Genomic DNA, 20,225 nt, shown 5'->3' with positions numbered 1-20,225 from the left:
CCACCATTTCAAGGGCTTTTCTTTTGTATAAGATTATGAATTTAGAACGCTACAATCGAATCCAAGAAGTGTTAAAAGCACGCCAAGCTGACTTAACCCTTTGCCTAGAAGAAGTTCACAAGCCAAATAACGTATCTGCAGTTATCCGTACCGCCGATGCAACGGGTATTCACAAGATTCACGCAGTATGGCCAAATGAAATGCGCACACTGAGCCATACTTCGGCGGGTGCTCGTAATTGGGTAGACGTTGAAACCCATGACTCTATCGACGAGGCTATCACTGAGCTCAAAGCTCAAGGCATGCAGGTGCTTGTGACCAACCTGTCTGAAACTGCAGTCGACTTCCGCGACATCGACTACACCAAACCAACAGCTATCATTCTCGGTAGTGAAAAAGTAGGCGCATCTGAGCAAGCCAAAAAGCTCGCTGACCAAGATATTATCGTCCCTATGGTCGGAATGGTGCAGTCTCTCAACGTATCGGTAGCCAGTGCAGTGATTCTTTATGAAGCGCAGCGCCAACGCGAAGCGGCTGGCATGTACGACAATGAAGTAAGCTCTGTACCAGAAGAAACCATTCATCGCTTACTGTTCGAACGTGGTCATCCGGTGCTAGCTAAAGTCGCCAAGCGCAAAAAGCTTCCTTATCCACCACTAGATGAACAAGGCCAGATTATCGCCGATGACGAATGGTGGGCAGAGATGCAGAAGAAGTAAAAGAGCTGGAGAGCTGGAGAGCTGGAGAGCTGGAGAGCTGGAGAGCTGGAGAGCTGGAGAGCTGGAGAGCTGGAGAGCTGGAGAGCTGGAGAAATTATGTAGCGTTGACTCTTAGGGTCAACCCTTTGTCATTTGGATAGGCTATAACTGCCCGCCGTACACATTAGAGCCAAACCTAGTTTTCCAGCAGGGCGAAGCCCGATCCCGTTATCCATAGCACAGCGTTCCCGCTCTCTAACCCCAATTTTTCCTGTACAAAAACACAGCCCAATGGTTAACTAACAAGGTATTATCTAACTCACTGAGTCACTTACTCAAAATAACGAGCGAGCTGTGTCATGTCCCAACTGCTATCTGCGATTCCTCTCACTTCTTTGACTGGCGTTGGTGCCAAAGTCGCCGAGAAGTTAGCTAAAGTTGGGCTCAATAGTGTTCAAGATATACTGTTTCACCTTCCTCTGCGTTATGAAGATCGCACTCGTATCTACCCGATTGTAAAACTGCATGCTGGCTTATGGGCAGCGGTACAAGGCAAGGTGATGAGTGTTGATACCTTGTTTGGTAAACGCAAAATGCTGTCGGTGAAAATCAGTGATGGCAACGGCACAATCACGTTGCGTTTTTTCAATTTTACCGCCGGAATGAAGAACAACTTCGCCGAAGGTAAAACCGTTCACGCTTATGGTGAAATCAAACGTGGTGGCTACGGACTAGAGATTGTCCACCCAGACTACAAGTTCTATGCTCCGAACCAAAAAGCTGATGCAGAACAGACATTAACTCCTGTTTACCCAACGACAGATGGTCTGCGTCAAGTTACGCTACGTAATTTAACTGACCAAGCCCTTGAGTTACTTGACAAAGCAGCCGTACAAGAACTGCTACCCAACGGTCTGTATGATCACCAAATCACCCTAGCGCAAGCACTGCACACAATTCATCGCCCGCCACCGAATATCAATTTAGAGCAGTTTGATGAAGGCAAGCACCCAGCGCAGATCCGCTTGATTATGGAAGAGCTACTGGCACAAAACCTGTCGATGTTAGCGGTGCGCAGCAAAGGTCAGCAAGACACAGCATTACCACTACCCGCTCGCAACAAACTTAAGCAGCAACTGCTCGACCAACTTCCCTTTTCACCCACCAATGCACAAGCACGCGTAGTGGGTGAAATCGAACAAGATCTCGAAAAGCCACACCCTATGATGCGCCTGGTTCAAGGGGACGTAGGTTCAGGTAAAACCCTAGTCGCAGCACTTGCCGCTCTGCGCGCCTTAGAGCATGGCTATCAAGTCGCACTGATGGCCCCTACTGAGCTACTCGCCGAGCAGCACGCGATTAATTTCGCGGCTTGGCTCGAACCTATGGGCATCAAGGTTGGCTGGTTGGCTGGCAAACTGAAAGGTAAAGCCAAAGAAGCGGAGCTTGCTCAAATCGCCAATGGTGAAGCGCAAATGGTGGTTGGCACCCATGCTTTGTTCCAAGAGCATGTCGAGTTTCATCACTTAGCTTTAGTTATCATTGATGAGCAGCATCGATTTGGTGTCCACCAGCGCTTAGAGCTGCGTGAAAAAGGGGCCAAGCAAGGTGCTTATCCGCACCAGCTGATTATGACCGCTACCCCAATACCTCGAACACTGGCAATGACCGCCTACGCTGATTTAGAAACGTCAGTGATTGATGAGCTCCCACCGGGGAGAACGCCGATTCAAACCGTCGCTATTCCGGATACTAAACGGGACGATATTGTTGAGCGAGTCAAAAACGCTTGTCTCAATGAAGGCAAGCAAGCCTATTGGGTGTGTACTCTGATTGATGAATCTGAGGTGCTCGAAGCTCAAGCGGCAGCGGATACGGCTGAAGAACTGCAACGCAAACTGCCAGACGTCAAGATTGGCTTAGTACACGGTCGAATGAAACCCGCTGAGAAGCAAGCGGTGATGCAAGATTTCAAGGACAATAAACTCCATCTATTGGTCGCGACCACCGTGATTGAAGTGGGTGTTGATGTGCCTAACTCAAGCTTAATGATTATCGAAAACCCCGAGCGTTTGGGTTTAGCTCAGCTCCACCAGCTACGAGGCCGCGTAGGTCGAGGTAGTGTCGCCAGTCACTGTGTGTTGCTCTACCATTCACCACTGTCGAAAACCGCTCAAAAGCGCTTAGGCGTTTTACGTGAAAGCAATGATGGATTTGTGATTGCACAGCGTGACTTAGAAATCCGTGGGCCGGGTGAGCTATTAGGCACCAAGCAAACCGGTATGGCTGACTTTAAGATTGCAGATTTAGTCCGTGATCAGCGCTTAATCCCCGAAGTTCAGCGCATCGCTCGTCATATTCATGACAACTATCCAGATAATGCTGTCGCGATTATAGACCGCTGGCTGGGTGATAGAGATGTGTATTCGAAGGCTTAAACTGGATAACTGGATAACTGGATAACTGGATAACTGGATAACTGGATAACTGGATAACAAAAAAGAGGGTTGGCGTGAAAACGTCAACCCTCTTAGTTTGAATAAACAATTCATCATCCTCAAGAGTGAGGAATGACCAAAATCAGAGCTAGCAATCCAGCAGCGTAGCGATCCCGCTTTCCATAGGGCGAAGCCCGTTCTCGAAGCGAAGCGTTCTTAAGGACGGAGTCCGCTTCAATCCTTAACCTTTAAAATCTCATCCCACGGCAAGTTTTCATCACCTAAGACAATAAAATTCGGGTTTTCTAACGTATCGCGTTCATTGTAAGAGAGCGGCTCTAATAAGGTACTTAGAATACGTCCACCCGCTTCTTCGACAATACATTGCGTTGCGGCGGTATCCCATTCACCGGTTGGGCCAAGCCGTAGGTAGCAATCGACCGCGCCTTCAGCGACTAAACAGGCTTTCAGTGCTGCTGAGCCAAGTGGAACTAAATCATAATTCCAACCGCTGCTCATTCGGCTTGTGATGCGATTGATATCTTGGCGACGACTAATCGCAATCGCGATTGGGCTTTGCTTGCCATCATGTTGATGGGTTTTGATACGCACGCTTTCGCTTAAGTCTGGAATTTTCCACGCCCCTTTACCTTGATAAGCGTAGTAGGTCACCCCAGAAACCGGACCATAAACCACTCCCATCACGGGTTTGTTGTTTTCTACGAGAGCGATAATGGTGGCAAAGTCGCCACTGCGGGCAATAAACTCTTGGGTACCATCCAGTGGATCAACTAGCCAGTAGCGATCCCACTGTGAACGTTTATCTAAACTGATATCGGCCGCTTCTTCCGATAACACCGGGATATCTGGAGTCAGCTCGGTAAGTCTTTCCACAATCAGTTTGTGCGCGGCGATATCAGCACTGGTCACTGGTGTTTCATCACTTTTGGTAAACGCCTGGTACTCTTTTTTCTCGTAAATATCGAGAATCAACTGCCCAGCACTACGGGCAATTTCAATCACTGCGGGCAAATGATGAGAAAGGTCTTCTGTCATTGGCATAAAAAATCCTTACGCTCTACCTACTCTTTCCTCACGCGACATCGCTGAGGAAAACGTTAATTATTTTAAGATTCGTAGAGCGAGTAACAACGCAGTAATACTGCGCGCTTCACTAAAATCGAGGTGTGTTAAAAGCTCTTCAGCTTGTGCTAAAGGCCAACGAACCACTTCTAACGGCTCTGGTTCATCACCTTCCAATTGCTCTGAGTATAGTTGCTCTGCAATGAACAGGGTCATTTTGCTAGAGAAATAAGAAGGGGCAAGAACGACTTCTTTCAAAGGTGTTAATTTATGAGCACCAAAGCCAATCTCTTCTTTCAATTCACGTTCAGCCGCTTGCTGGGGAGTTTCACCAGGATCAATTAACCCCTTAGGAAAACCCAACTCGTACCTCTCAGTGCCCGCCGCATATTCTCTGACTAACAAAATGTCACCTTGATCGGTAACAGGAACCATCATGACTGCATTTCGCCCACTAGGTTTCATGCGCTCATAAGTCCGATGTTCACCATTGCTAAAGCGTAAATCCAACGCTTCAATAGCGAACAGTCGAGATTGCGCCACAGTCTGTTTCGCCAGAATTTCTGGTGGGTTCCGTTTGGCCACGAGCTTACTCCTTTGCATCAAGGGAAGGTTCTAGAATCTGTCGCTCTTTCAAAACCCTATTGTTCGAAAGTTCAACACTCCTAATATATGAGAAATTTATCAGCTTTGAAAACAAAAAAAGGGCTGACATTACTGTCAACCCTATGTATTTCATTCGGTTAAATGCATTTCTTAGTAGTAAGAGTGCTCACCACGATCGTGCTCGGTTGCATCGCGTACCGCAGACAGCTCGCCTTCAAACTGCTGAAGGAGCTCTTTCTCGATACCTTCCTTCAGTGTTACATCAACCATAGAACAGCCGTTGCAGCCGCCACCAAAGGCAACAATTGCAATGCCTTCGTCTGTGATTTCAACTAGGTTTACATGACCACCGTGACCCGCAAGCTGAGGGTTAACCTGAGTCTGAATCACGTACTCAACACGCTCTACTAGAGGCGCGTCATCAGAAACCTTACGCATTTTCGCGTTTGGTGCTTTCAAAGTTAGCTGAGAGCCCATTTTGTCAGTTACAAAATCAATTTCAGCGTCTTCAAGGAATGGCAGGCTTAGCTCATCAACAAATGCTGAGAAGAACTCAAACGCCAATTCAGTATCGGTAGATTCTACCGCTTCTGGCGGGCAGTAAGACACGCCACACTCTGCGTTTTGAGTGCCAGGGTTTACCACGAATACACGAATATTAGTGCCTTCTGGCTGCTGACCTAATAGGTTAGCAAAGTGTTTTTGGGCGGTTTCTGTAATAGTAATTGTATTTGACACGACGAATACCTGAGTAATTTTGTAGGCTATTAGTTGACCATTTTACTCCTGAAAACTGAGAGATCTAGCGTTTTAGTCAATTTATACTAACTTGCTGGCTCAGGAGTACGGCAGATGCAGTAAATATCAACGCTTTTCACCCCCGCTTCAAGCAGTAATTCACATAAATGCTGCACCGTACTACCTGTAGTGAGAACATCATCAACAATCGCGATATGGTCAGCAACAATCTCTCCATTGAGTAAGAAAGCACGGTCTAGATTTCGCTTTCGTTCCAACTTAGTTAAACCTTGCTGCTGAGGTGTTGCTCTCACTCTTTTGAACAAGGGCTGACACGATACGTTGAGTTGACGTGCGAGTGAACGTGCTATCAACTCACTCTGATTAAATCCGCGCCTTAGATATCGCCCCCAGTGCAAGGGCACAAAAGTGATGATCTGTGCGGGCGTTTCTATTCTCGGGGCGAGCAGGCTCGCGAGCTTACTCGCCTGCCAAAATTGCCGTTCGTACTTAAGCCTATGAACATATTGCGCAAGTGGTGGTTGATAGTCAGCAACACAATAGAGCCGCTGCCATTTAGGCGGATGTTTAAGACATTCTCCGCACTCTGCTATATCAAAAGGAGTGGGTAAACCGCAGCGCTGGCATCGAGGAACAGGCGCGAAGTAGCGCGAGCAATGACCGCAAATACCACTAGGTGGATGTGGCTTGGCCAGCGCGAGATGGCAAACCTCGCAATGCATCGGCAACAGGTCGGCGATGTGTTTCACTACCTTTTGAGTTAACATAACCCCACTCCATTGAAACAGTATTTGATGATTGTCTAGACAGGACTGAGAGCGAGAGGATGGAAAAAGTGCTACAAACTGAGAACAACAGTAAATCTTTGTACTGGCAATCCCAAGGTCAAGGTGATGACCTAGTGCTACTCCATGGTTGGGGAATGAATGGCGCGGTTTGGCAGCAGACTGTTGAAGTTCTTAGCCAGCATTTTTGTGTCCATGTGGTCGATCTGCCAGGGTTTGGTCATAGTCATCAGTCTAGTTTCGAGAATATGCATGATCTCGCTGAACAAGTCTTGCTGCACGCACCTGAGAAAGCGATCTGGCTTGGCTGGTCACTAGGCGGTTTACTGGCAACCCATATTGCACTCAATGCCCCGCAACGAGTCGAAAAGCTGATTACTGTCGCAAGCTCACCCAAATTTGCCGCCGAGAGACCTTGGCGCGGCATTCAACCAAATGTGCTAAGTGCGTTTACCGAACAATTGGTTGATGATTTCCAACTGACTATCGAACGTTTTATGGCCTTGCAGGCGATGGGGAGCCCTTCAGCAAGACAAGATGTCAAACAGCTGAAAAAAGCCGTTCTATCGAGGCCTACACCAAACCCAACCTCTCTGTTAACAGGTTTACAACTGTTAGCCGATATCGACTATCGTGCTGAGCTAGAAAGCCTAACCATCCCGATGCTACGTCTCTATGGCCGCTTAGATGGTCTTGTGCCTGCCAAAGTCGCCAGTGATGTCGATAGCCTCGCGCCAAACAGCGATAGCTACATTTTTACCGACTCTTCCCATGCGCCGTTTATGACTGAATTCGAGGCATTTTGTCAGCAAGTGCACCAATTCATTGATCGCTAAAGCAATAAATGAACAATGTACAAAAAATAAAAATCTGCGCTAAACCTTTGCCCTAACTGGTCGATAAATAAACTAACCGAAAGAGTTACCACTCTCAGGTTGGGCGTGAGGAGGTTAATGAATGCTCGTATCACCTACGAACGTAAGCGTTCCACTCATCGCCCCATCGGTTAATGTGCAAACGGAGCAAGCGGCGCGCGACAATAAAGTCCGAGAGCCAATTGCACCAACGATTGCATTGACCAAGAGTAACGCAGAACGAAAGGTAACAGCAGACGATAAGCGGCGAAAGCAATCCTCATGGGATCCCTCAGAGCACCCAAGCTATGAGACGGAAGAAAGTGGGAGTGTGGTTGCAGTTTCTCAGGAAGAACCTAAAGATACCCTCGAAAGGCTATTCCAACTGTTGGCACTGGAAAGTTATAGCGAACATCAAGGTAAAGGCTATGCCATGCGTTTTCGTTTACCGAAGCGCATAATCGATGCGGCGATAACAGAGGGGATGATGGAAAAACGCAGAACCGTGATTAAATTTCATTACGGAGATGCCGTGGCCCCAAATACCCCTTCTGATGTAATTGCGGTGTTGTAGTACCTTGTCGTTCTCTGGTTCGATAAGGTAATGCCGAAAAAAATCCCCGCTAGTATCGCTACTACGGGGATTTATATTTTTAGCGTAATAACTTAACGCTTAGCTTTTGCAAAGGCAGCAGCAAATGCGCCACCCATAGCACTGTTATTGTTCGACGACTCATCACGGCGGCGTTGACCACCTTGTTGTTGACGCTGCTGACCACGTGGAGCACTTGAACGCTGAGCTCGGTTGTCCTGCCCTGGCTCATCGGTTAAGCGCATTGAAAGACCAATACGTTTACGCTGCACATCCACTTCCATCACTTTCACCTTGACGATATCGCCCGCTTTAACCACTTCTCGTGGGTCCGAGACGTAACGGTCCGTCAGCGCAGAGATGTGTACTAAGCCATCTTGGTGAACGCCGATATCAACAAAGGCACCAAAGTTCGCAACGTTAGACACTACCCCTTCTAACACCATGCCAGGTTCAAGATCAGAAACCTGATTAACGCCATCAGCGAATGTGGCTGTCTTAAACTCAGGGCGTGGGTCGCGACCCGGTTTATCAAGTTCTTTGATAATGTCGCTCACGGTTGGAACACCAAAGTTCTCATCGGTGTAATCGACAGCGTGAAGTCCGCGTAGGAACTGAGTATCACCAATCAGCGCTTTGACATTTTTGCTGTTTTTCTCAGCAATCGCTTTTACCACAGGGTATGCTTCTGGGTGAACAGACGAGGCATCAAGAGGGTTCTTACCATCCATAATACGCAGGAAGCCCGCACACTGCTCAAATGCCTTAGGCCCAAGACGCGCGACTTTTTTCAGCGTGGTACGCGCTTCAAAGCGGCCATTCTCATCACGGTAGTCAACAATGTTTTGCGCAATTGTGCTCGATAGGCCAGCTACGCGAGTTAGCAGAGCCGGTGATGCGGTATTCACGTCGACACCAACAGCATTCACACAATCTTCGACTACCGCATCAAGACGTTTTGCCAACATGGATTGGCTAACATCATGCTGATACTGACCCACACCAATCGATTTAGGGTCAATCTTAACCAGTTCAGCCAGTGGATCTTGCAAACGGCGAGCAATCGACACTGCACCACGCAGCGACACATCTAAGTTCGGGAACTCTTTTGCTGCTAGCTCTGACGCCGAGTAAACCGATGCACCCGCTTCGCTAACCATGATTTTCTGCACCTTGAGGTTGCCACGTTTAATCAAATCAGCGACAAAGCTGTCGGTTTCACGTGAAGCGGTACCATTACCAATCGCAATCAGATCCACGTTGTACTTACGAACTAAAGCATCAACAATTTGCGCAGATTTATCATATTGCTTTTGTGGCGGATGAGGATAGATGGTTTCAGTTGCTAGCACTTTACCGGTTGAATCAACCACCGCAATTTTAGAACCAGTACGAAGACCAGGATCGAGGCCAAGTGTGGCACGAGGGCCCGCAGGTGCTGCCATCAGTAGATCTTTCAGGTTAGTGGCAAAAACCTCAATCGCTTCAATCTCTGCACGCTCTTTCATCGCGCCCATCAACTCAGTTTCCATGTGCATCGAAACTTTGATGCGCCACGCCCAGCTAATCACCTGCTTACGCCAGCCATCTGCCGGAGCACTGCTTAGGGAAATACCATAGTGGTCACTAATAATCGTCTCACAATGAGACTGACGAACGCCTTCTTCCTGAGCAGGGTCAGCATTCATCGCAAGAGTTAAGAAACCTTCATTTCGACCACGCAACATGGCAAGTGCGCGGTGCGATGGCACTTTACTCAAGGCTTCATTGTGCTCAAAGTAATCTTTAAATTTCTCACCTTCGCGCTCTTTGCCGTCGACCACTTTAGCAACAAGTTCCGCGTTGCGATTCAGATGAGCACGAATTTTCTCTAGTAGATTGGCATCCTCAGCGATTCGTTCCATCACGATAGCACGAGCGCCATCCAGAGCTGCTTTGGTATCAGCAACGCCTTTGTCTGCATCTAGGTAGTTTGCCGCTTCCGCTTCAGGTTCGGTTTGCGGATGATTCCAAAGCTTGTCTGCTAGTGGCTCTAAGCCTGCCTCAATCGCAATTTGGCCTTTAGTACGACGCTTTGGTTTGTAAGGCAAGTAAAGGTCTTCAAGACGTGTTTTACTGTCTGCCTGCGCTATCTCAGCTTCAAGTTCAGAGGTTAACTTCCCCTGCTCTTGAATCGATTTAAGAATGGTTTGACGACGCTCATCTAGCTCGCGTAGGTAGGATAAACGGCTATCAAGGTTACGCAGCTGAGTATCATCCAATCCACCCGTGACTTCTTTACGGTAGCGGGCAATAAAAGGGACTGTGTTTCCATCATCAATGAGGTTAACAGCAGCAGTGACCTGCTCAGGTCGAACACTCAGTTCCTGAGCAATCAAATTACAGATAGCTTGGCTCATCCGTTGAATCTCTTGTTGTATTTTTAACCTTCTTTATATTGGGATTCTTGATGTAAAACCCAATACTTTTTGTTACCGCGAGCAAGGTTACGCAATTGTTTTGCCAATAGTTTGGCAATTATGTGAAAGTTGTGTCAGAAATAGAGATAAGTCAGAACTTAGATCTGAAAAATGGAACTAATTTCGTTCAAGACCTTGTGCGAATAACGAGTAGTTGGAACCGCTATGAAAAAAATCTTACTGGCCCTTTCTGTACTATCTGTATCCTTAGCCTCTCCTCTGGCCCTAGCTGATCAAGCTAGCGCTGCGATCAATGCTTCTACCCAGTCTCCTGTTTACACCCTTGATGACAAACTTGTCTTAGGCCGGGTAGAAAGCGTTTATCTCGACGATATCGAGGCACTAAAAGGGGTTTCATTTGCAGGTAAGATTGATACTGGCGCAGACACGACATCGATGCATGCTACCAACATTCACGTTTCCAGCTCTGATCCCCAGTTTAGCCAACTCAAAGATCACAAGCTGATGAAAGCGCTGATCGACTTCGACCCTATTGATGATGTCGATTACGATGATTGGAATGCTGAACTTTTTGCCCCTTATGGTGTTGAAGTGACTTTCACCATTAAGCATCCGCACACCGGTGAGAGCATTGAGGTGACTAGGCCTATTGAACGTGTCGGCGTGATTCGCAATCGAACACAAAAAGAACCGATTCTGCGCCCAACCATCACCTTGCCAATGACTATTGCTGGCAAAACCGTCATGACACAAGTTAACTTGACCGATAGAAACCAGTTTTCCGCGCCAATTCTGATTGGCAAAACTTTTCTCGATAACAACGCTTGGGTTTACGCAGGCTACGATTACCTTCAAGAGCAAAAAAATGCGCAACTTGTTGGTAAGAAAGAGTCGGTTGAAATCGCTGGTGTAAAGCAGAAGATCAGCTACTCACTGCAAAACAACTACTCTTCACTGCATGCCACCAATATAAACATCGACTCTAACAAGCAACTGGTCTCTTTCGATGTCGAAGATGGCAATGGCAGCAGCGAGACACTCACACGCCCATTGGTACGTATGTTGAACGTGAGTGGCAAAAAGCGCCCCATGGTGTTCGTTCCAATCGACACTAACGGCGCTGAAACTCAATACTGGTTCGTCTACTTAACTGACCGTAGCAAACTCAATTCACAGCTACGTCTCGGCAAAGGCACGCTCAATCGACGCTTTATGATCGATACTAGCGCGACGTCTTTGTTATCAGGCAAGCCTAAAACCATCAGTAGCAAGTCAAAAGCCATGCAGGTTTCCGGTGAGGAGTCTCTATTACTTGATGGCATTGAATTAACGGCAGAACCATCACTGGTAGTGAAAACACCACTGCTAAAAGTCGCAAGCTTCGAGATGTTTGAAAAGAAAGGCAAAGAGTGGGTAACTTACTACCTCACAGACCAAAGCGGCGAGGCCAAGCAGTTTTCTAAACCGATCAATAAAACTCTAAAAGTCGGAGACTCCACTCGCCCAGTGGTATTTGGTACCTTCACCCTATACGGCGAGAAAGTTGAACTGCCGTACGCCATTGATGTACTCGATGAAGACGAGACCAGTGATTACTTCGTCATAGGCCAGAAGATGTCCAAAAATGGCGTACTCATAAACACTCGCACTGATCATCTCCTCGATTCCTACCCGCTATTTAAGGCAGGCCATATCGAGGTAGCGCAAGTCGAAGGTCTTAGCTTCCCCGTCAAACTTGATACTGGTGCAGACGTCAGCTCTATCAATGCACAGAACATCAAACAGTTTGAAAAAGATGGCAAGCCCATGGTCAGCTTTACCTACCAAAACGATCTCGGCATGGAGAAAGACTTTACCCTAGAGGTCGTCGATAGCATGAAAATCAGGGCGAAAAAAGGTGAGAAACCGACCATTCGTCCCGTCGTGGAAATGCAAGTCAAATTGGGTGAGCTAGAGAAAAAGATCCAAGTGAACCTCAAAGACCGTAGCCGTTTCCACTACAGCATGATCTTAGGTAAAAACTTCCTCAAGTATGGCGCTGTGGTGGGCAGTGAACATAATTACATCCTCACTGAAAAACCCGACTACGAAAAATAATCACAGCTAAGAGTCCCGCACCGCGGGACTTTTTGTTATTCAGCGCTATAGCGAATAGTGTTAACGAACCACTCTTTGTAACCTTCTGGGGTTTTAACGCTGAATTCGTCATCGACTTCTTTTTTCAATAAGGCGCGCGCCATCGGGGAATCAATCGAAATATAACCTTTGGCGTCACCGTAAATTTCGTCAGGGCCGACAATACGAAAAGCTTTGATTTCACCCGCTTCATTTTCGATTTCGACCCAAGCTCCAAAGAATACTTTGCCTTCCTGCTGCGGTGAGTAATCAACCACTTTTACTTGCTCTAAACGCTTACGCAAATAACGTACACGGCGATCTATCTCTCTTAAGCGCTTTTTGTTGTATTGATAGTCAGCGTTTTCACTCCGGTCACCGAGACTCGCTGCCCAAGTCACTTTTTTGGTCACTTCTGGACGCTCTTCTTTCCACAAAAAATCGAGCTCTTTTTTAAGTCGATCAAAGCCTTCTCTTGTTATTAGGTTCGTTTTCATATTTCTGACGTTATTAAATTGAAGTTCCGATATACATTAGCTAAAAAGGAAATAAACGTTAACAATTCTTTGCACCAATAGCTTAAGAACAGTGTTACATTTTAAGTTGCGCATAAAGGTGACTGTTTCAATAGCCTGAAGTCGCGCAAGCTTATTAACTAGGTGGACCCATTACATGCAAGAAAATCACAAGATCTTAGTTGTTGATGATGATGCACGACTTCGTGCACTACTAGAGCGTTACTTGTCTGAACAAGGATTCCAAGTTCGTAGTGTTGCAAACAGTGAGCAGATGGACCGCCTGCTAACGCGTGAAACTTTCCATTTGATGGTGCTAGACCTGATGTTACCGGGCGAAGATGGGCTGTCGATCTGCCGTCGCCTTCGTAATGCCAACAGCACATTACCGATTCTAATGCTGACCGCCAAAGGTGACGAGATCGATCGTATCGTCGGCCTTGAGGTAGGCGCAGATGACTACTTACCAAAACCGTTTAACCCACGTGAACTATTAGCGCGCATTAAAGCAGTCTTGCGTCGTCAAACGACCGAGCTACCTGGTGCGCCAAGTAGTGAAGAATCGGTGGTTGAGTTTGGTGATTTCCGCTTAAACCTAGGTACGCGTGAAATGTTCCGTGGCGATGAAGCTATGCCGCTCACTTCTGGTGAATTTGCGGTACTGAAAGCTCTCGTGACCAATGCACGCGAGCCAATGTCGCGTGATAAATTAATGAACATGGCCCGCGGCCGTGAATACTCAGCGATGGAGCGTTCGATTGACGTGCAAATCTCTCGTCTGCGTCGTATGCTCGAAGTCGACCCAAGTAAACCTCGCTACATCCAAACGGTATGGGGCTTAGGTTATGTTTTTGTCCCAGACGGCAAAGAAGCGTAACCGACAATATGTTTTGATAGAGTGCGAGACTTAGTCTCGCACTCTTTGTTTTAGACTAACCTTTTCTCAAGGTAGGTGTTATGCGCATTCGCAGCTCATTTACTCAATCCATTTTTATCTTTCTGACTCTGCTTATTGCCAGCCAAGTCTATTCTTACTACGCCGTATTTAATTACGCCCTGATGCCGAGCTTGCAGCAGTTCAATAAAATCCTCGGCCACGAAATTAATCTGATGCTGGATGACTCCGCCACCCTAGAAGATGGCTTAGCCATGGATGCGCCGCTGCGTAGGCGTGTATTGGAGCAGCTAGGGGTGACGGTTCATGCTGAAGATAGTCCAATGGCAGAAGAGTATTACCATGCGGTGAGCATCGACCTGATGAGTGAAGAGATGACTAATGAACTTGGCTCACCAACCGATGTTCGTATGATGCTCGGAGAAGAGAGCTACGTGTTGTGGATGAAGATAGATTCCCTACCTGACTCCCTCTTACGCATTCCACTCTCTGAACTGCAAGAAGAGGACTTTACACCACTGTTTCGCAATAGCCTAATCATGGCGTTGTTGATTGTTGCTGGAGGCTGGTTGTTCATCCGTTTGCAAAATCGTCCTCTTATTGCGTTGGAAAAAGCGGCCAAGGGGGTGGGTCGCGGTGAGATTCCACCACCGTTACCTGAAAAAGGCGCTTCGGAAATTCGCTCGGTAACCCGTGCTTTCAACCAGATGTCCAAAGGCATTCAAGCACTAGAGGAAGACAGAGCGCTGCTGATGGCGGGCATTAGCCACGATCTGCGTACACCGTTAACCAGAATTCGTCTTGCGACAGAAATGATGTCCCCTGAAGATAGCTATCTAGCTGAGGGCATTATTAGCGATACTGAAGAGTGCAACGAGATCATCAGCCAATTTATGGACTACCTCAAGCCGGTAAACAAGCAATCTTTTATTGAGGTCGACCTTAACGAAATCGCTAACGATGTCGCTTCATCTGAAGGCGGTTACGAGGTGCAAATTGATACCGAACTCCACCAGCCAATCAAAGAGACCTTAGGCAGCCCAATTGCTATCAAGCGCGCGGTGAGCAATTTAGTCGTCAATGCGATTCGCTATGGTAATGGTTGGACAAAGGTGAGCACTGGCATTACCGCGGATAACAAGTTGGTTTGGGTGTGCGTTGAAGATAATGGACCAGGGATAGAACAGAGCCAGATCGCGAAACTGTTTGAACCCTTCACTCGTGGTGATACCGCGCGAGGAAGCGAAGGAACAGGGCTTGGCTTAGCGATTGTTAAACGCATTGTCAGTCAGCACAATGGTTCAGTGATCGTCAATAATCGCAGTGGTGGTGGCTTAAAAGTACAAATCAGCTTCCCTGCGACAAAGTAACAGGGAGTCAACGAACAAGGGCAGCTTAATCGCTGCCCTTGTTGGTTTTTAGATCGCGTGTTTAGAGTCGACCTTGGTAACTAAACTGGAACTTACCTTCGCGGTCTGCGGGAGTTGGTAACCATTTTAACTGCTGCTGAAATGCACTCGGAAACTCAGCCTGAGGCTTAAACCAAGCACTTGAGGTGTAGCTCTGATCCGAATTCAGCTTAGCAGTGAAGCCACTTTCGACTTGATTACTCTTCTGCTCGCCAACCACATCAAAGCTGCTCGACTGACAGCTAAAGTTAGCAATCACAGGGCCAACTTCTAAGTCAGACATAGGCGTTCCGACAGTATCGGTATTCCACACCACACTTCCTTGGGCGCTCTCACAATAAGGAGACGCGTAAACGTATGAGCGCAGGCTAAGTTCTACTTGCCCGTTCAGTTCTAAAGGCACCGGCAGAGAAGGTGCAAACTGCATCACTTTTTCAACGGGCAGCGAAGCAATTAAATTCTCAGCGTATAAACCACTTGGCGAATAACCAACAATTCCACGACCTTGAAGCGATAGATCACTGCCACGACCGAAGCGCACTTGAGCCTCTGCAGTCCCAGTTAACAGCTTAGCAAGGTTAAGCTGCCAATTTAGCGCGCCATAGTTTTGGTTTTGCCATTTCACTTGGTGCACTGAGCCCTGCCACACAGTTCCTTCAACCCCAATCAAGCTGAGTTGATTAGGCAGAGGCGCATATTGCACTACGAACTGAGCGGGTAAATGAACCATAGCGCTAGCAACAAACACGGAGCTAAGAAACACACCCGATAACACTGTTTTCTTCACTCAATTACCCTCTACCAAGCTGGAGTCGATTCACTTCTATCATACCGTCTTGGCTTCCTTTATCGATATCAAGAAATACCACCTTGATTCCATGCGTCTCTTGCAAAAAGGTTATCCAATTTAAGAACTGATTGAACGGCATAGGCGCAACCCACACCTGAAACTGCTCGCCACGCGGTTGGACACGAATCAACTCAACTTTAAAGCGCCCAACACTTGAAGATACCGCTTGGTTGATAGGTAGGCTAGAAACCGCTCTGCCACCCTGCCCTTGGTATTGACTGATCTGATCCGCTTTGTCTTTCACCCAAGAAAGCAGTTGCTTCTCGCTTTGAATGCGCATTTGCGCGTTATTTGCTCGCTCGGCGACAGGTTGAACGACGCCCCAATACAGGCCACCAATGACCACCAATAGGGAGCAAGCAACCACTAAGCGCTGCTCACGTTGTGAAATACTCAACCACCAAGTTTGTAAGGTATTGACCAATTTATTCATGCTTAATCCCTCACAACGGCTTGAGAACAAAAGAGCCATTGACTAGGCTCCCTGAGCGGTTAAGTTGCCCCTGCTCGACCGCAAAATTAGAGCCCATCAGCTCTGCAGCCTTTTCAAAGGTTTGGAAATCTTTGCTTTGCGCTTGTAAGCGAACTTCATTACGTCCACTGTCATACTTAAAACTGGTGAGATCTAAACCCGGCACTTGATTGAGTAAAGGAGGCAGCTTCACCATCAGACTAATGAGTTCATTGCCATCAGAGCCACCAGATAAACGACTCGCTTCACGCTCCATTTCACGCTTTAGATAACTCACGGTCGGAATCTTGGTTTTACCCGGTAAGGACTGGCGGAAAATACGCTCACTTTCCGTACGATAAGCACTCGCCTGCGCTTCATACTTTTGAATCTTAAGCACATTATCGACAACCACAACCGCCAATAACAACACTGCCGCAACTGCAACCTTTTGCCAGATTTTCCAATAGCGACTGAAAGACGATTTAGGCTTAAATTGACCAGTCAGAAGATTAATCTTGCTTGTAATAGCTTGTTCAGCGAGTAACTGCATCACCAACTTAGGCTCGCCGTTCAGCCACTGCTGCTGTTCAGCAAGCTCAAGAGAAGCAGGCAAAGCCGAATATGAAGTTAGCGGTAGAAATTCTTCGTCTTGCTGTACCCATTCAGACTGAGCCACCAGCGATAGCCAATCACTCTCAACCGACATACCTTGGTAGCTAGACTTCTTCAATAGCCATTGCTGACCAATCTCAACCGCAGACAATCCTTCACTCTCTGGAAGCGCCAATACGTCGGGCATTACCTTTTGGATCTGACAACCAATATCGCCAAGCTCCATGAGGACTTTTTCTAGCCACTGTGAATCCACCGCACACACCTGCGCTTGACCTTGCGATTTGTTTAGAATGGTAAAATGCAGTTGATCGACATCCTGCGCTAAATCATCTTCAAGCACATAGGGCAGCATAGATTCAAGCTGGCGACTGGCACCCGCAGGAATTTCTACATCGGTTAGCACTAGGCTTTCTGCTGACAACAAAACAATCGTGCGACGGCCTTCCGCGTATGTCGCGATCTCTGGCAGTGCCTGATAACTGTCTAGCTCTCCGCTCGCAATCACTTCCTTTTGTGACTCCGACCAGACTAACCACTGGATAGCCTGAGCGGTATTATTTGTCAGTCGAACGATCAGAAACTCGTTCACCGATACCTCCGAAGCGACGGCTAATGACCGTCGCAGTTTGTTTATCACTACTAAATAGCAAGCTGCGCACTCTCACGCGAGAGTCCCCAACTAATAATTCAACATCCAACTCGAAATAGGCACTGGTCACAGCCAAATAGCCTTTGCCCTCTTTACGTGCATCAGCCGTTACGTTGGCAAACTCTTTCTCATTTAAAAAGTCGTCAACACTCGCCCAGCCGTCAAAAGGGCGATTTTCCAACACCTGCTTAGCTTGAGTGACACTAAGAGCAGGTTGAAACAAAGCTGCCAGCAATGCAGCATGCTCGGGCTTGATCGTATTTACATTTAATCTCAAATCAGTGGTTGGAATAGCACACACGTAAGGCAATACTTTTTCCATCACGTCACCCGAAACCTGATTGACCGCGCGTAACTCTGAGCTATCCGCCATCAGGCTATTTGCCGCCATATAGGCGGGAGACATCGACTCATAGAAGCTGTCTTCAACCCCAACCGTCGAGTTAACCGAGTTATTGCTGTCGACGTATTCCCAAGTAGATTGAGCAACTGTTTCTGCTTGGTAATTTTCAATTTCCAACTCTTCGAGCAAGTTTTGAAAGACATCGACCAAGTATGGAGACTTATCCGACCCAGCTGTCGAAGCTAAGCTCGACAGAGCGTTGAGGTTAAAGCAGGACTGCTGATCAACTAAGCGGCCTTTTAGCGTCCCATAGTCCAACGGGTAAGTTTGCTCTTCCAATGCCCATGGCTGCGAAAGGTTAATCGTATCTGAGTCTTTAAAGCTTTGTTCAAGACCTGCCTGCGCCAATGCTTCAGCCCCGACGCTATACCAATAAGCTTGCTGATAATTGATCTGGTTAGTCGCTCGTTTAAACTGACTAAACAGACGATCTGCCATGCTTGCAGCAATACTGACCATAACCGCCAGCAGCAGCAGGACGATAATAAGCGCGACGCCGCGCTGCTTTCTAACCATCTTGCTTCTGCTCCTCAGCCAGCTCCAGTGTGCCACCTGATGTCAGATAGATACGCTCAATTTTGCCATAATCTTCTAGCTCTAGGCTCAACGCTACCGCCTGTGGTAGAGCAAATTTAGTTTGCCACTCTTTCTGCCACTGCTTGCCATCGAAAAAACGCATCTCAAACTCTTCCACACCATCGAGCAATGGCATCACAATGCCTTCTTGCCCAGCAGGTGTGTCCGCATAACGCCACCACACTCGTTGCAGCTGCTTGTCTTTAATCCGATAACCGACTTTGCTTATTCCACCACGCGGAAACTGTTGCTGTGGGTTGTGCCACCCCGCACGAACGAACATCACCCCTTTGGTATCAGAGTCGAGTAAATAGTCTTTCCATTGCAGCAACATAGGAGAAGGGTCTTCGCCATTGGTACGAGCTTGACGCAGCGCCATTTGGCGAAAGTCATTGTCCATAAACACCAAGGCTCGTTGCAGCGTTTTCAATCGCTCACTAAGCTCCATCGAAATTTCATTGCTGCGCTGAACTTGATTGAGAACCTGATAAGCCCCGACACTCAAGCTAGCAAAAATAGCAATCGCCACTAGCACTTCAATCAGGGTAAAGCCCTGTGACCGATCAAGACTATTTCGGTACATAGCTTCTCACCGTGACCACTGGCGATCCTTTTTCACTGGTCGCAACTTTAACATCAAAGGCTTGTAGCATATCCCCTGTGGTGGAAACGGGTTCCACTGTCCAGAACCAATCTCGCTGTGCAAGTGTTTCTTTGCCTTTTTTCTTACTTGGCTTACTGCCAGATAAAATTACCTTCGCCATTTGGTTGTCTGCCACCATAGCCGCAAAAGTTTTCTCTTCGAGAAAGTTAAGCGTATTAATATGTTGGCTAACCGAGCGTATGGTTGCTATAGCCGCAGTAGCAAAGATCGCTAACGCGACCAACACCTCAAGAAGCGTAAAGCCTTGCTTAGCTTTCTTCATCACTTTCTCCAGGTGCTAACAAGATGATCTGACCATTTTCTTTTGCCACTATTCGCCATGCATCGTTTTCAGCACTACTATCCTGCGGGTAAATAGCAATAGAAAATGGTGTCACTTCGCCGCTCGACATAATGAAGACTTGTGGTGGTGGCAGTTTTTTGTTCTCTTGTTCAAACTCGGCGAACATATCTTCGTCAAAGAGCGAACCGGGTTTAAACAAGCGCTCTTGGTCGTTCCAGACGTTGCCTCCTAGCGTTAACATGATGGCAAGGTTATCCGCGAGCTCAGTCTCGGGCGGTATATGGTGCTGTTCAAGCTTTTGCCACCCCTGCGATTTTAGTCGCATAAAGTGGTAGCGTGATTTCTTCTCATCAACGCGCAGACCAAAGTCATTGCCACTCAGCATCGCCTCTTCATTAAGCAGCTGTACCCGATAAAACAAAGATTGAGCCTGCTTTTTTGCGCCGTCTTCTGCATTGACTGGTAGGGTAGAAATCACCGCTACGGATGCGAGTGAAATCAGCACCAATACCAGCAATATCTCAAGCAGAGTAAATCCAGAATGACGACGCATAAAGACTAA

General features: G+C 47.4%; 20 protein-coding genes. 7 read left to right on the top strand and 13 right to left on the bottom strand.

The window, feature by feature from the left end; translation table 11 throughout:
- Positions 1 to 35 precede the first annotated feature (35 nt).
- Positions 36 to 719, top strand: a complete 684-nt coding sequence (trmH, locus tag LYZ37_RS00470) for a tRNA (guanosine(18)-2'-O)-methyltransferase TrmH (protein ID WP_004746080.1) — start codon at positions 36 to 38, stop codon at positions 717 to 719.
- A 338-nt stretch (positions 720 to 1,057) separates the two neighbouring features.
- Entirely contained in the window at positions 1,058 to 3,136 is a 2,079-nt protein-coding gene (gene recG / locus LYZ37_RS00465) for an ATP-dependent DNA helicase RecG (protein ID WP_272786066.1), read from the top strand.
- Positions 3,137 to 3,370: 234 nt separating this feature from the next.
- Here recG and cysQ read toward each other — a convergent pair whose 3' ends face one another.
- The 4 genes from cysQ to LYZ37_RS00445 all read right to left on the bottom strand — a co-directional run bounded on the left by cysQ (position 3,371) and on the right by LYZ37_RS00445 (position 6,351).
- Positions 3,371 to 4,198 carry a 3'(2'),5'-bisphosphate nucleotidase CysQ gene (gene cysQ, locus LYZ37_RS00460; RefSeq protein ID WP_239826863.1) on the bottom strand — a complete coding sequence of 276 codons (828 nt, stop codon included), beginning with the start codon at positions 4,196 to 4,198 and terminating at the stop codon, positions 3,371 to 3,373.
- Between the two features lie 60 nt (positions 4,199 to 4,258).
- Positions 4,259 to 4,804, bottom strand: coding sequence for an ADP compounds hydrolase NudE (gene nudE, locus LYZ37_RS00455; RefSeq protein ID WP_272786065.1), 546 nt, complete (start codon positions 4,802 to 4,804; stop codon positions 4,259 to 4,261).
- Between the two features lie 171 nt (positions 4,805 to 4,975).
- Positions 4,976 to 5,563, bottom strand: coding sequence for a Fe-S biogenesis protein NfuA (nfuA, locus tag LYZ37_RS00450; RefSeq protein ID WP_054962683.1), 588 nt, complete (start codon positions 5,561 to 5,563; stop codon positions 4,976 to 4,978).
- A gap of 86 nt (positions 5,564 to 5,649) precedes the next feature.
- On the bottom strand, positions 5,650 to 6,351 hold the full coding sequence (locus LYZ37_RS00445) for a phosphoribosyltransferase family protein (protein ID WP_272786063.1): 702 nt from the start codon (positions 6,349 to 6,351) through the stop codon (positions 5,650 to 5,652).
- 59 nt (positions 6,352 to 6,410) lie between these two features.
- Here LYZ37_RS00445 and bioH point away from each other — a divergent pair, with 59 nt between their 5' ends.
- Positions 6,411 to 7,205, top strand: coding sequence for a pimeloyl-ACP methyl ester esterase BioH (bioH, locus tag LYZ37_RS00440; RefSeq protein ID WP_272786062.1), 795 nt, complete (start codon positions 6,411 to 6,413; stop codon positions 7,203 to 7,205).
- Positions 7,206 to 7,326: 121 nt separating this feature from the next.
- On the top strand, positions 7,327 to 7,797 hold the full coding sequence (locus LYZ37_RS00435) for an ATP-dependent Lon protease (protein ID WP_272786061.1): 471 nt from the start codon (positions 7,327 to 7,329) through the stop codon (positions 7,795 to 7,797).
- Positions 7,798 to 7,889: 92 nt separating this feature from the next.
- On the opposite strand, the gene LYZ37_RS00430 is transcribed toward LYZ37_RS00435, so the two are convergent.
- Positions 7,890 to 10,214 (bottom strand): Tex family protein, encoded by a 2,325-nt coding sequence (locus tag LYZ37_RS00430; protein WP_272786060.1) that lies wholly within the window; start codon positions 10,212 to 10,214, stop codon positions 7,890 to 7,892.
- Between the two features lie 225 nt (positions 10,215 to 10,439).
- On the opposite strand from LYZ37_RS00430, the gene LYZ37_RS00425 reads away from it, so the two are divergent.
- Positions 10,440 to 12,332 carry a putative ATP-dependent zinc protease gene (locus LYZ37_RS00425; RefSeq protein ID WP_272786059.1) on the top strand — a complete coding sequence of 631 codons (1,893 nt, stop codon included), beginning with the start codon at positions 10,440 to 10,442 and terminating at the stop codon, positions 12,330 to 12,332.
- Positions 12,333 to 12,367: 35 nt separating this feature from the next.
- Here LYZ37_RS00425 and greB read toward each other — a convergent pair whose 3' ends face one another.
- A complete protein-coding gene (gene greB, locus LYZ37_RS00420) occupies positions 12,368 to 12,847 on the bottom strand; it encodes a transcription elongation factor GreB (RefSeq protein ID WP_239826858.1) in 480 nt (159 codons plus the stop codon).
- A gap of 175 nt (positions 12,848 to 13,022) precedes the next feature.
- Between greB and ompR the strand changes: the two genes are divergently transcribed.
- On the top strand, positions 13,023 to 13,742 hold the full coding sequence (ompR, locus tag LYZ37_RS00415) for an osmolarity response regulator transcription factor OmpR (RefSeq protein WP_004746095.1): 720 nt from the start codon (positions 13,023 to 13,025) through the stop codon (positions 13,740 to 13,742).
- Positions 13,743 to 13,822: 80 nt separating this feature from the next.
- Positions 13,823 to 15,130, top strand: a complete 1,308-nt coding sequence (gene envZ, locus LYZ37_RS00410; protein WP_171381648.1) for a two-component system sensor histidine kinase EnvZ — start codon at positions 13,823 to 13,825, stop codon at positions 15,128 to 15,130.
- Positions 15,131 to 15,191: 61 nt separating this feature from the next.
- Here the strand turns inward: envZ and LYZ37_RS00405 are convergent, their stop codons facing one another.
- Genes LYZ37_RS00405 through gspH form a run of 7 tightly spaced genes read right to left on the bottom strand, consistent with a single transcriptional unit; the run spans position 15,192 to position 20,216 of the window.
- Positions 15,192 to 15,956: a type II secretion system protein N gene (locus LYZ37_RS00405; protein ID WP_272786058.1), complete on the bottom strand. Its 765-nt coding sequence runs from the start codon at positions 15,954 to 15,956 to the stop codon at positions 15,192 to 15,194.
- A 4-nt stretch (positions 15,957 to 15,960) separates the two neighbouring features.
- The gene (locus LYZ37_RS00400) at positions 15,961 to 16,452 is read right to left on the bottom strand and encodes a type II secretion system protein M (RefSeq protein WP_272786057.1); all 492 of its coding nucleotides are present in this window, start codon (positions 16,450 to 16,452) and stop codon (positions 15,961 to 15,963) included.
- A gap of 10 nt (positions 16,453 to 16,462) precedes the next feature.
- Complete coding sequence (gspL, locus tag LYZ37_RS00395) at positions 16,463 to 17,677, bottom strand: type II secretion system protein GspL (RefSeq protein ID WP_272786056.1); 1,215 nt, start codon at positions 17,675 to 17,677, stop codon at positions 16,463 to 16,465.
- Complete coding sequence (gene gspK / locus LYZ37_RS00390; protein ID WP_272786055.1) at positions 17,643 to 18,656, bottom strand: type II secretion system minor pseudopilin GspK; 1,014 nt, start codon at positions 18,654 to 18,656, stop codon at positions 17,643 to 17,645. The genes gspL and gspK overlap by 35 nt, the downstream gene beginning before the upstream one ends.
- Positions 18,649 to 19,299, bottom strand: coding sequence for a type II secretion system minor pseudopilin GspJ (gspJ, locus tag LYZ37_RS00385; RefSeq protein WP_272786054.1), 651 nt, complete (start codon positions 19,297 to 19,299; stop codon positions 18,649 to 18,651). Before gspJ ends, gspK begins: the two co-directional genes overlap by 8 nt.
- Complete coding sequence (gspI, locus tag LYZ37_RS00380; protein ID WP_069667719.1) at positions 19,286 to 19,642, bottom strand: type II secretion system minor pseudopilin GspI; 357 nt, start codon at positions 19,640 to 19,642, stop codon at positions 19,286 to 19,288. The genes gspJ and gspI overlap by 14 nt, the downstream gene beginning before the upstream one ends.
- Entirely contained in the window at positions 19,629 to 20,216 is a 588-nt protein-coding gene (gene gspH / locus LYZ37_RS00375; protein WP_272786053.1) for a type II secretion system minor pseudopilin GspH, read from the bottom strand. The genes gspI and gspH overlap by 14 nt, the downstream gene beginning before the upstream one ends.
- Positions 20,217 to 20,225 lie beyond the last annotated feature (9 nt).

It is taken from the genome of Vibrio tubiashii, assembly GCF_028551255.1.
GTDB classification, from domain to species: domain Bacteria; phylum Pseudomonadota; class Gammaproteobacteria; order Enterobacterales; family Vibrionaceae; genus Vibrio; species Vibrio tubiashii_B.
This window is presented reverse-complemented; position numbering and strand designations above follow the sequence as displayed.

Coding starts and splice junctions, on each gene's coding strand:
- LYZ37_RS00400 (WP_272786057.1), bottom strand. CDS start 16,452: ATGAATAAATTGGTCAATACCTTACAAACTTGGTGGTTGAGTATTTCA.
- ompR (WP_004746095.1), top strand. CDS start 13,023: ATGCAAGAAAATCACAAGATCTTAGTTGTTGATGATGATGCACGACTT.
- recG (WP_272786066.1), top strand. CDS start 1,058: ATGTCCCAACTGCTATCTGCGATTCCTCTCACTTCTTTGACTGGCGTT.
- cysQ (WP_239826863.1), bottom strand. CDS start 4,198: ATGCCAATGACAGAAGACCTTTCTCATCATTTGCCCGCAGTGATTGAA.
- LYZ37_RS00425 (WP_272786059.1), top strand. CDS start 10,440: ATGAAAAAAATCTTACTGGCCCTTTCTGTACTATCTGTATCCTTAGCC.
- LYZ37_RS00435 (WP_272786061.1), top strand. CDS start 7,327: ATGCTCGTATCACCTACGAACGTAAGCGTTCCACTCATCGCCCCATCG.
- gspK (WP_272786055.1), bottom strand. CDS start 18,656: ATGGTTAGAAAGCAGCGCGGCGTCGCGCTTATTATCGTCCTGCTGCTG.
- LYZ37_RS00445 (WP_272786063.1), bottom strand. CDS start 6,351: ATGTTAACTCAAAAGGTAGTGAAACACATCGCCGACCTGTTGCCGATG.
- gspH (WP_272786053.1), bottom strand. CDS start 20,216: ATGCGTCGTCATTCTGGATTTACTCTGCTTGAGATATTGCTGGTATTG.
- trmH (WP_004746080.1), top strand. CDS start 36: ATGAATTTAGAACGCTACAATCGAATCCAAGAAGTGTTAAAAGCACGC.
- LYZ37_RS00430 (WP_272786060.1), bottom strand. CDS start 10,214: ATGAGCCAAGCTATCTGTAATTTGATTGCTCAGGAACTGAGTGTTCGA.
- bioH (WP_272786062.1), top strand. CDS start 6,411: ATGGAAAAAGTGCTACAAACTGAGAACAACAGTAAATCTTTGTACTGG.
- gspI (WP_069667719.1), bottom strand. CDS start 19,642: ATGAAGAAAGCTAAGCAAGGCTTTACGCTTCTTGAGGTGTTGGTCGCG.
- gspJ (WP_272786054.1), bottom strand. CDS start 19,299: ATGTACCGAAATAGTCTTGATCGGTCACAGGGCTTTACCCTGATTGAA.
- envZ (WP_171381648.1), top strand. CDS start 13,823: ATGCGCATTCGCAGCTCATTTACTCAATCCATTTTTATCTTTCTGACT.
- greB (WP_239826858.1), bottom strand. CDS start 12,847: ATGAAAACGAACCTAATAACAAGAGAAGGCTTTGATCGACTTAAAAAA.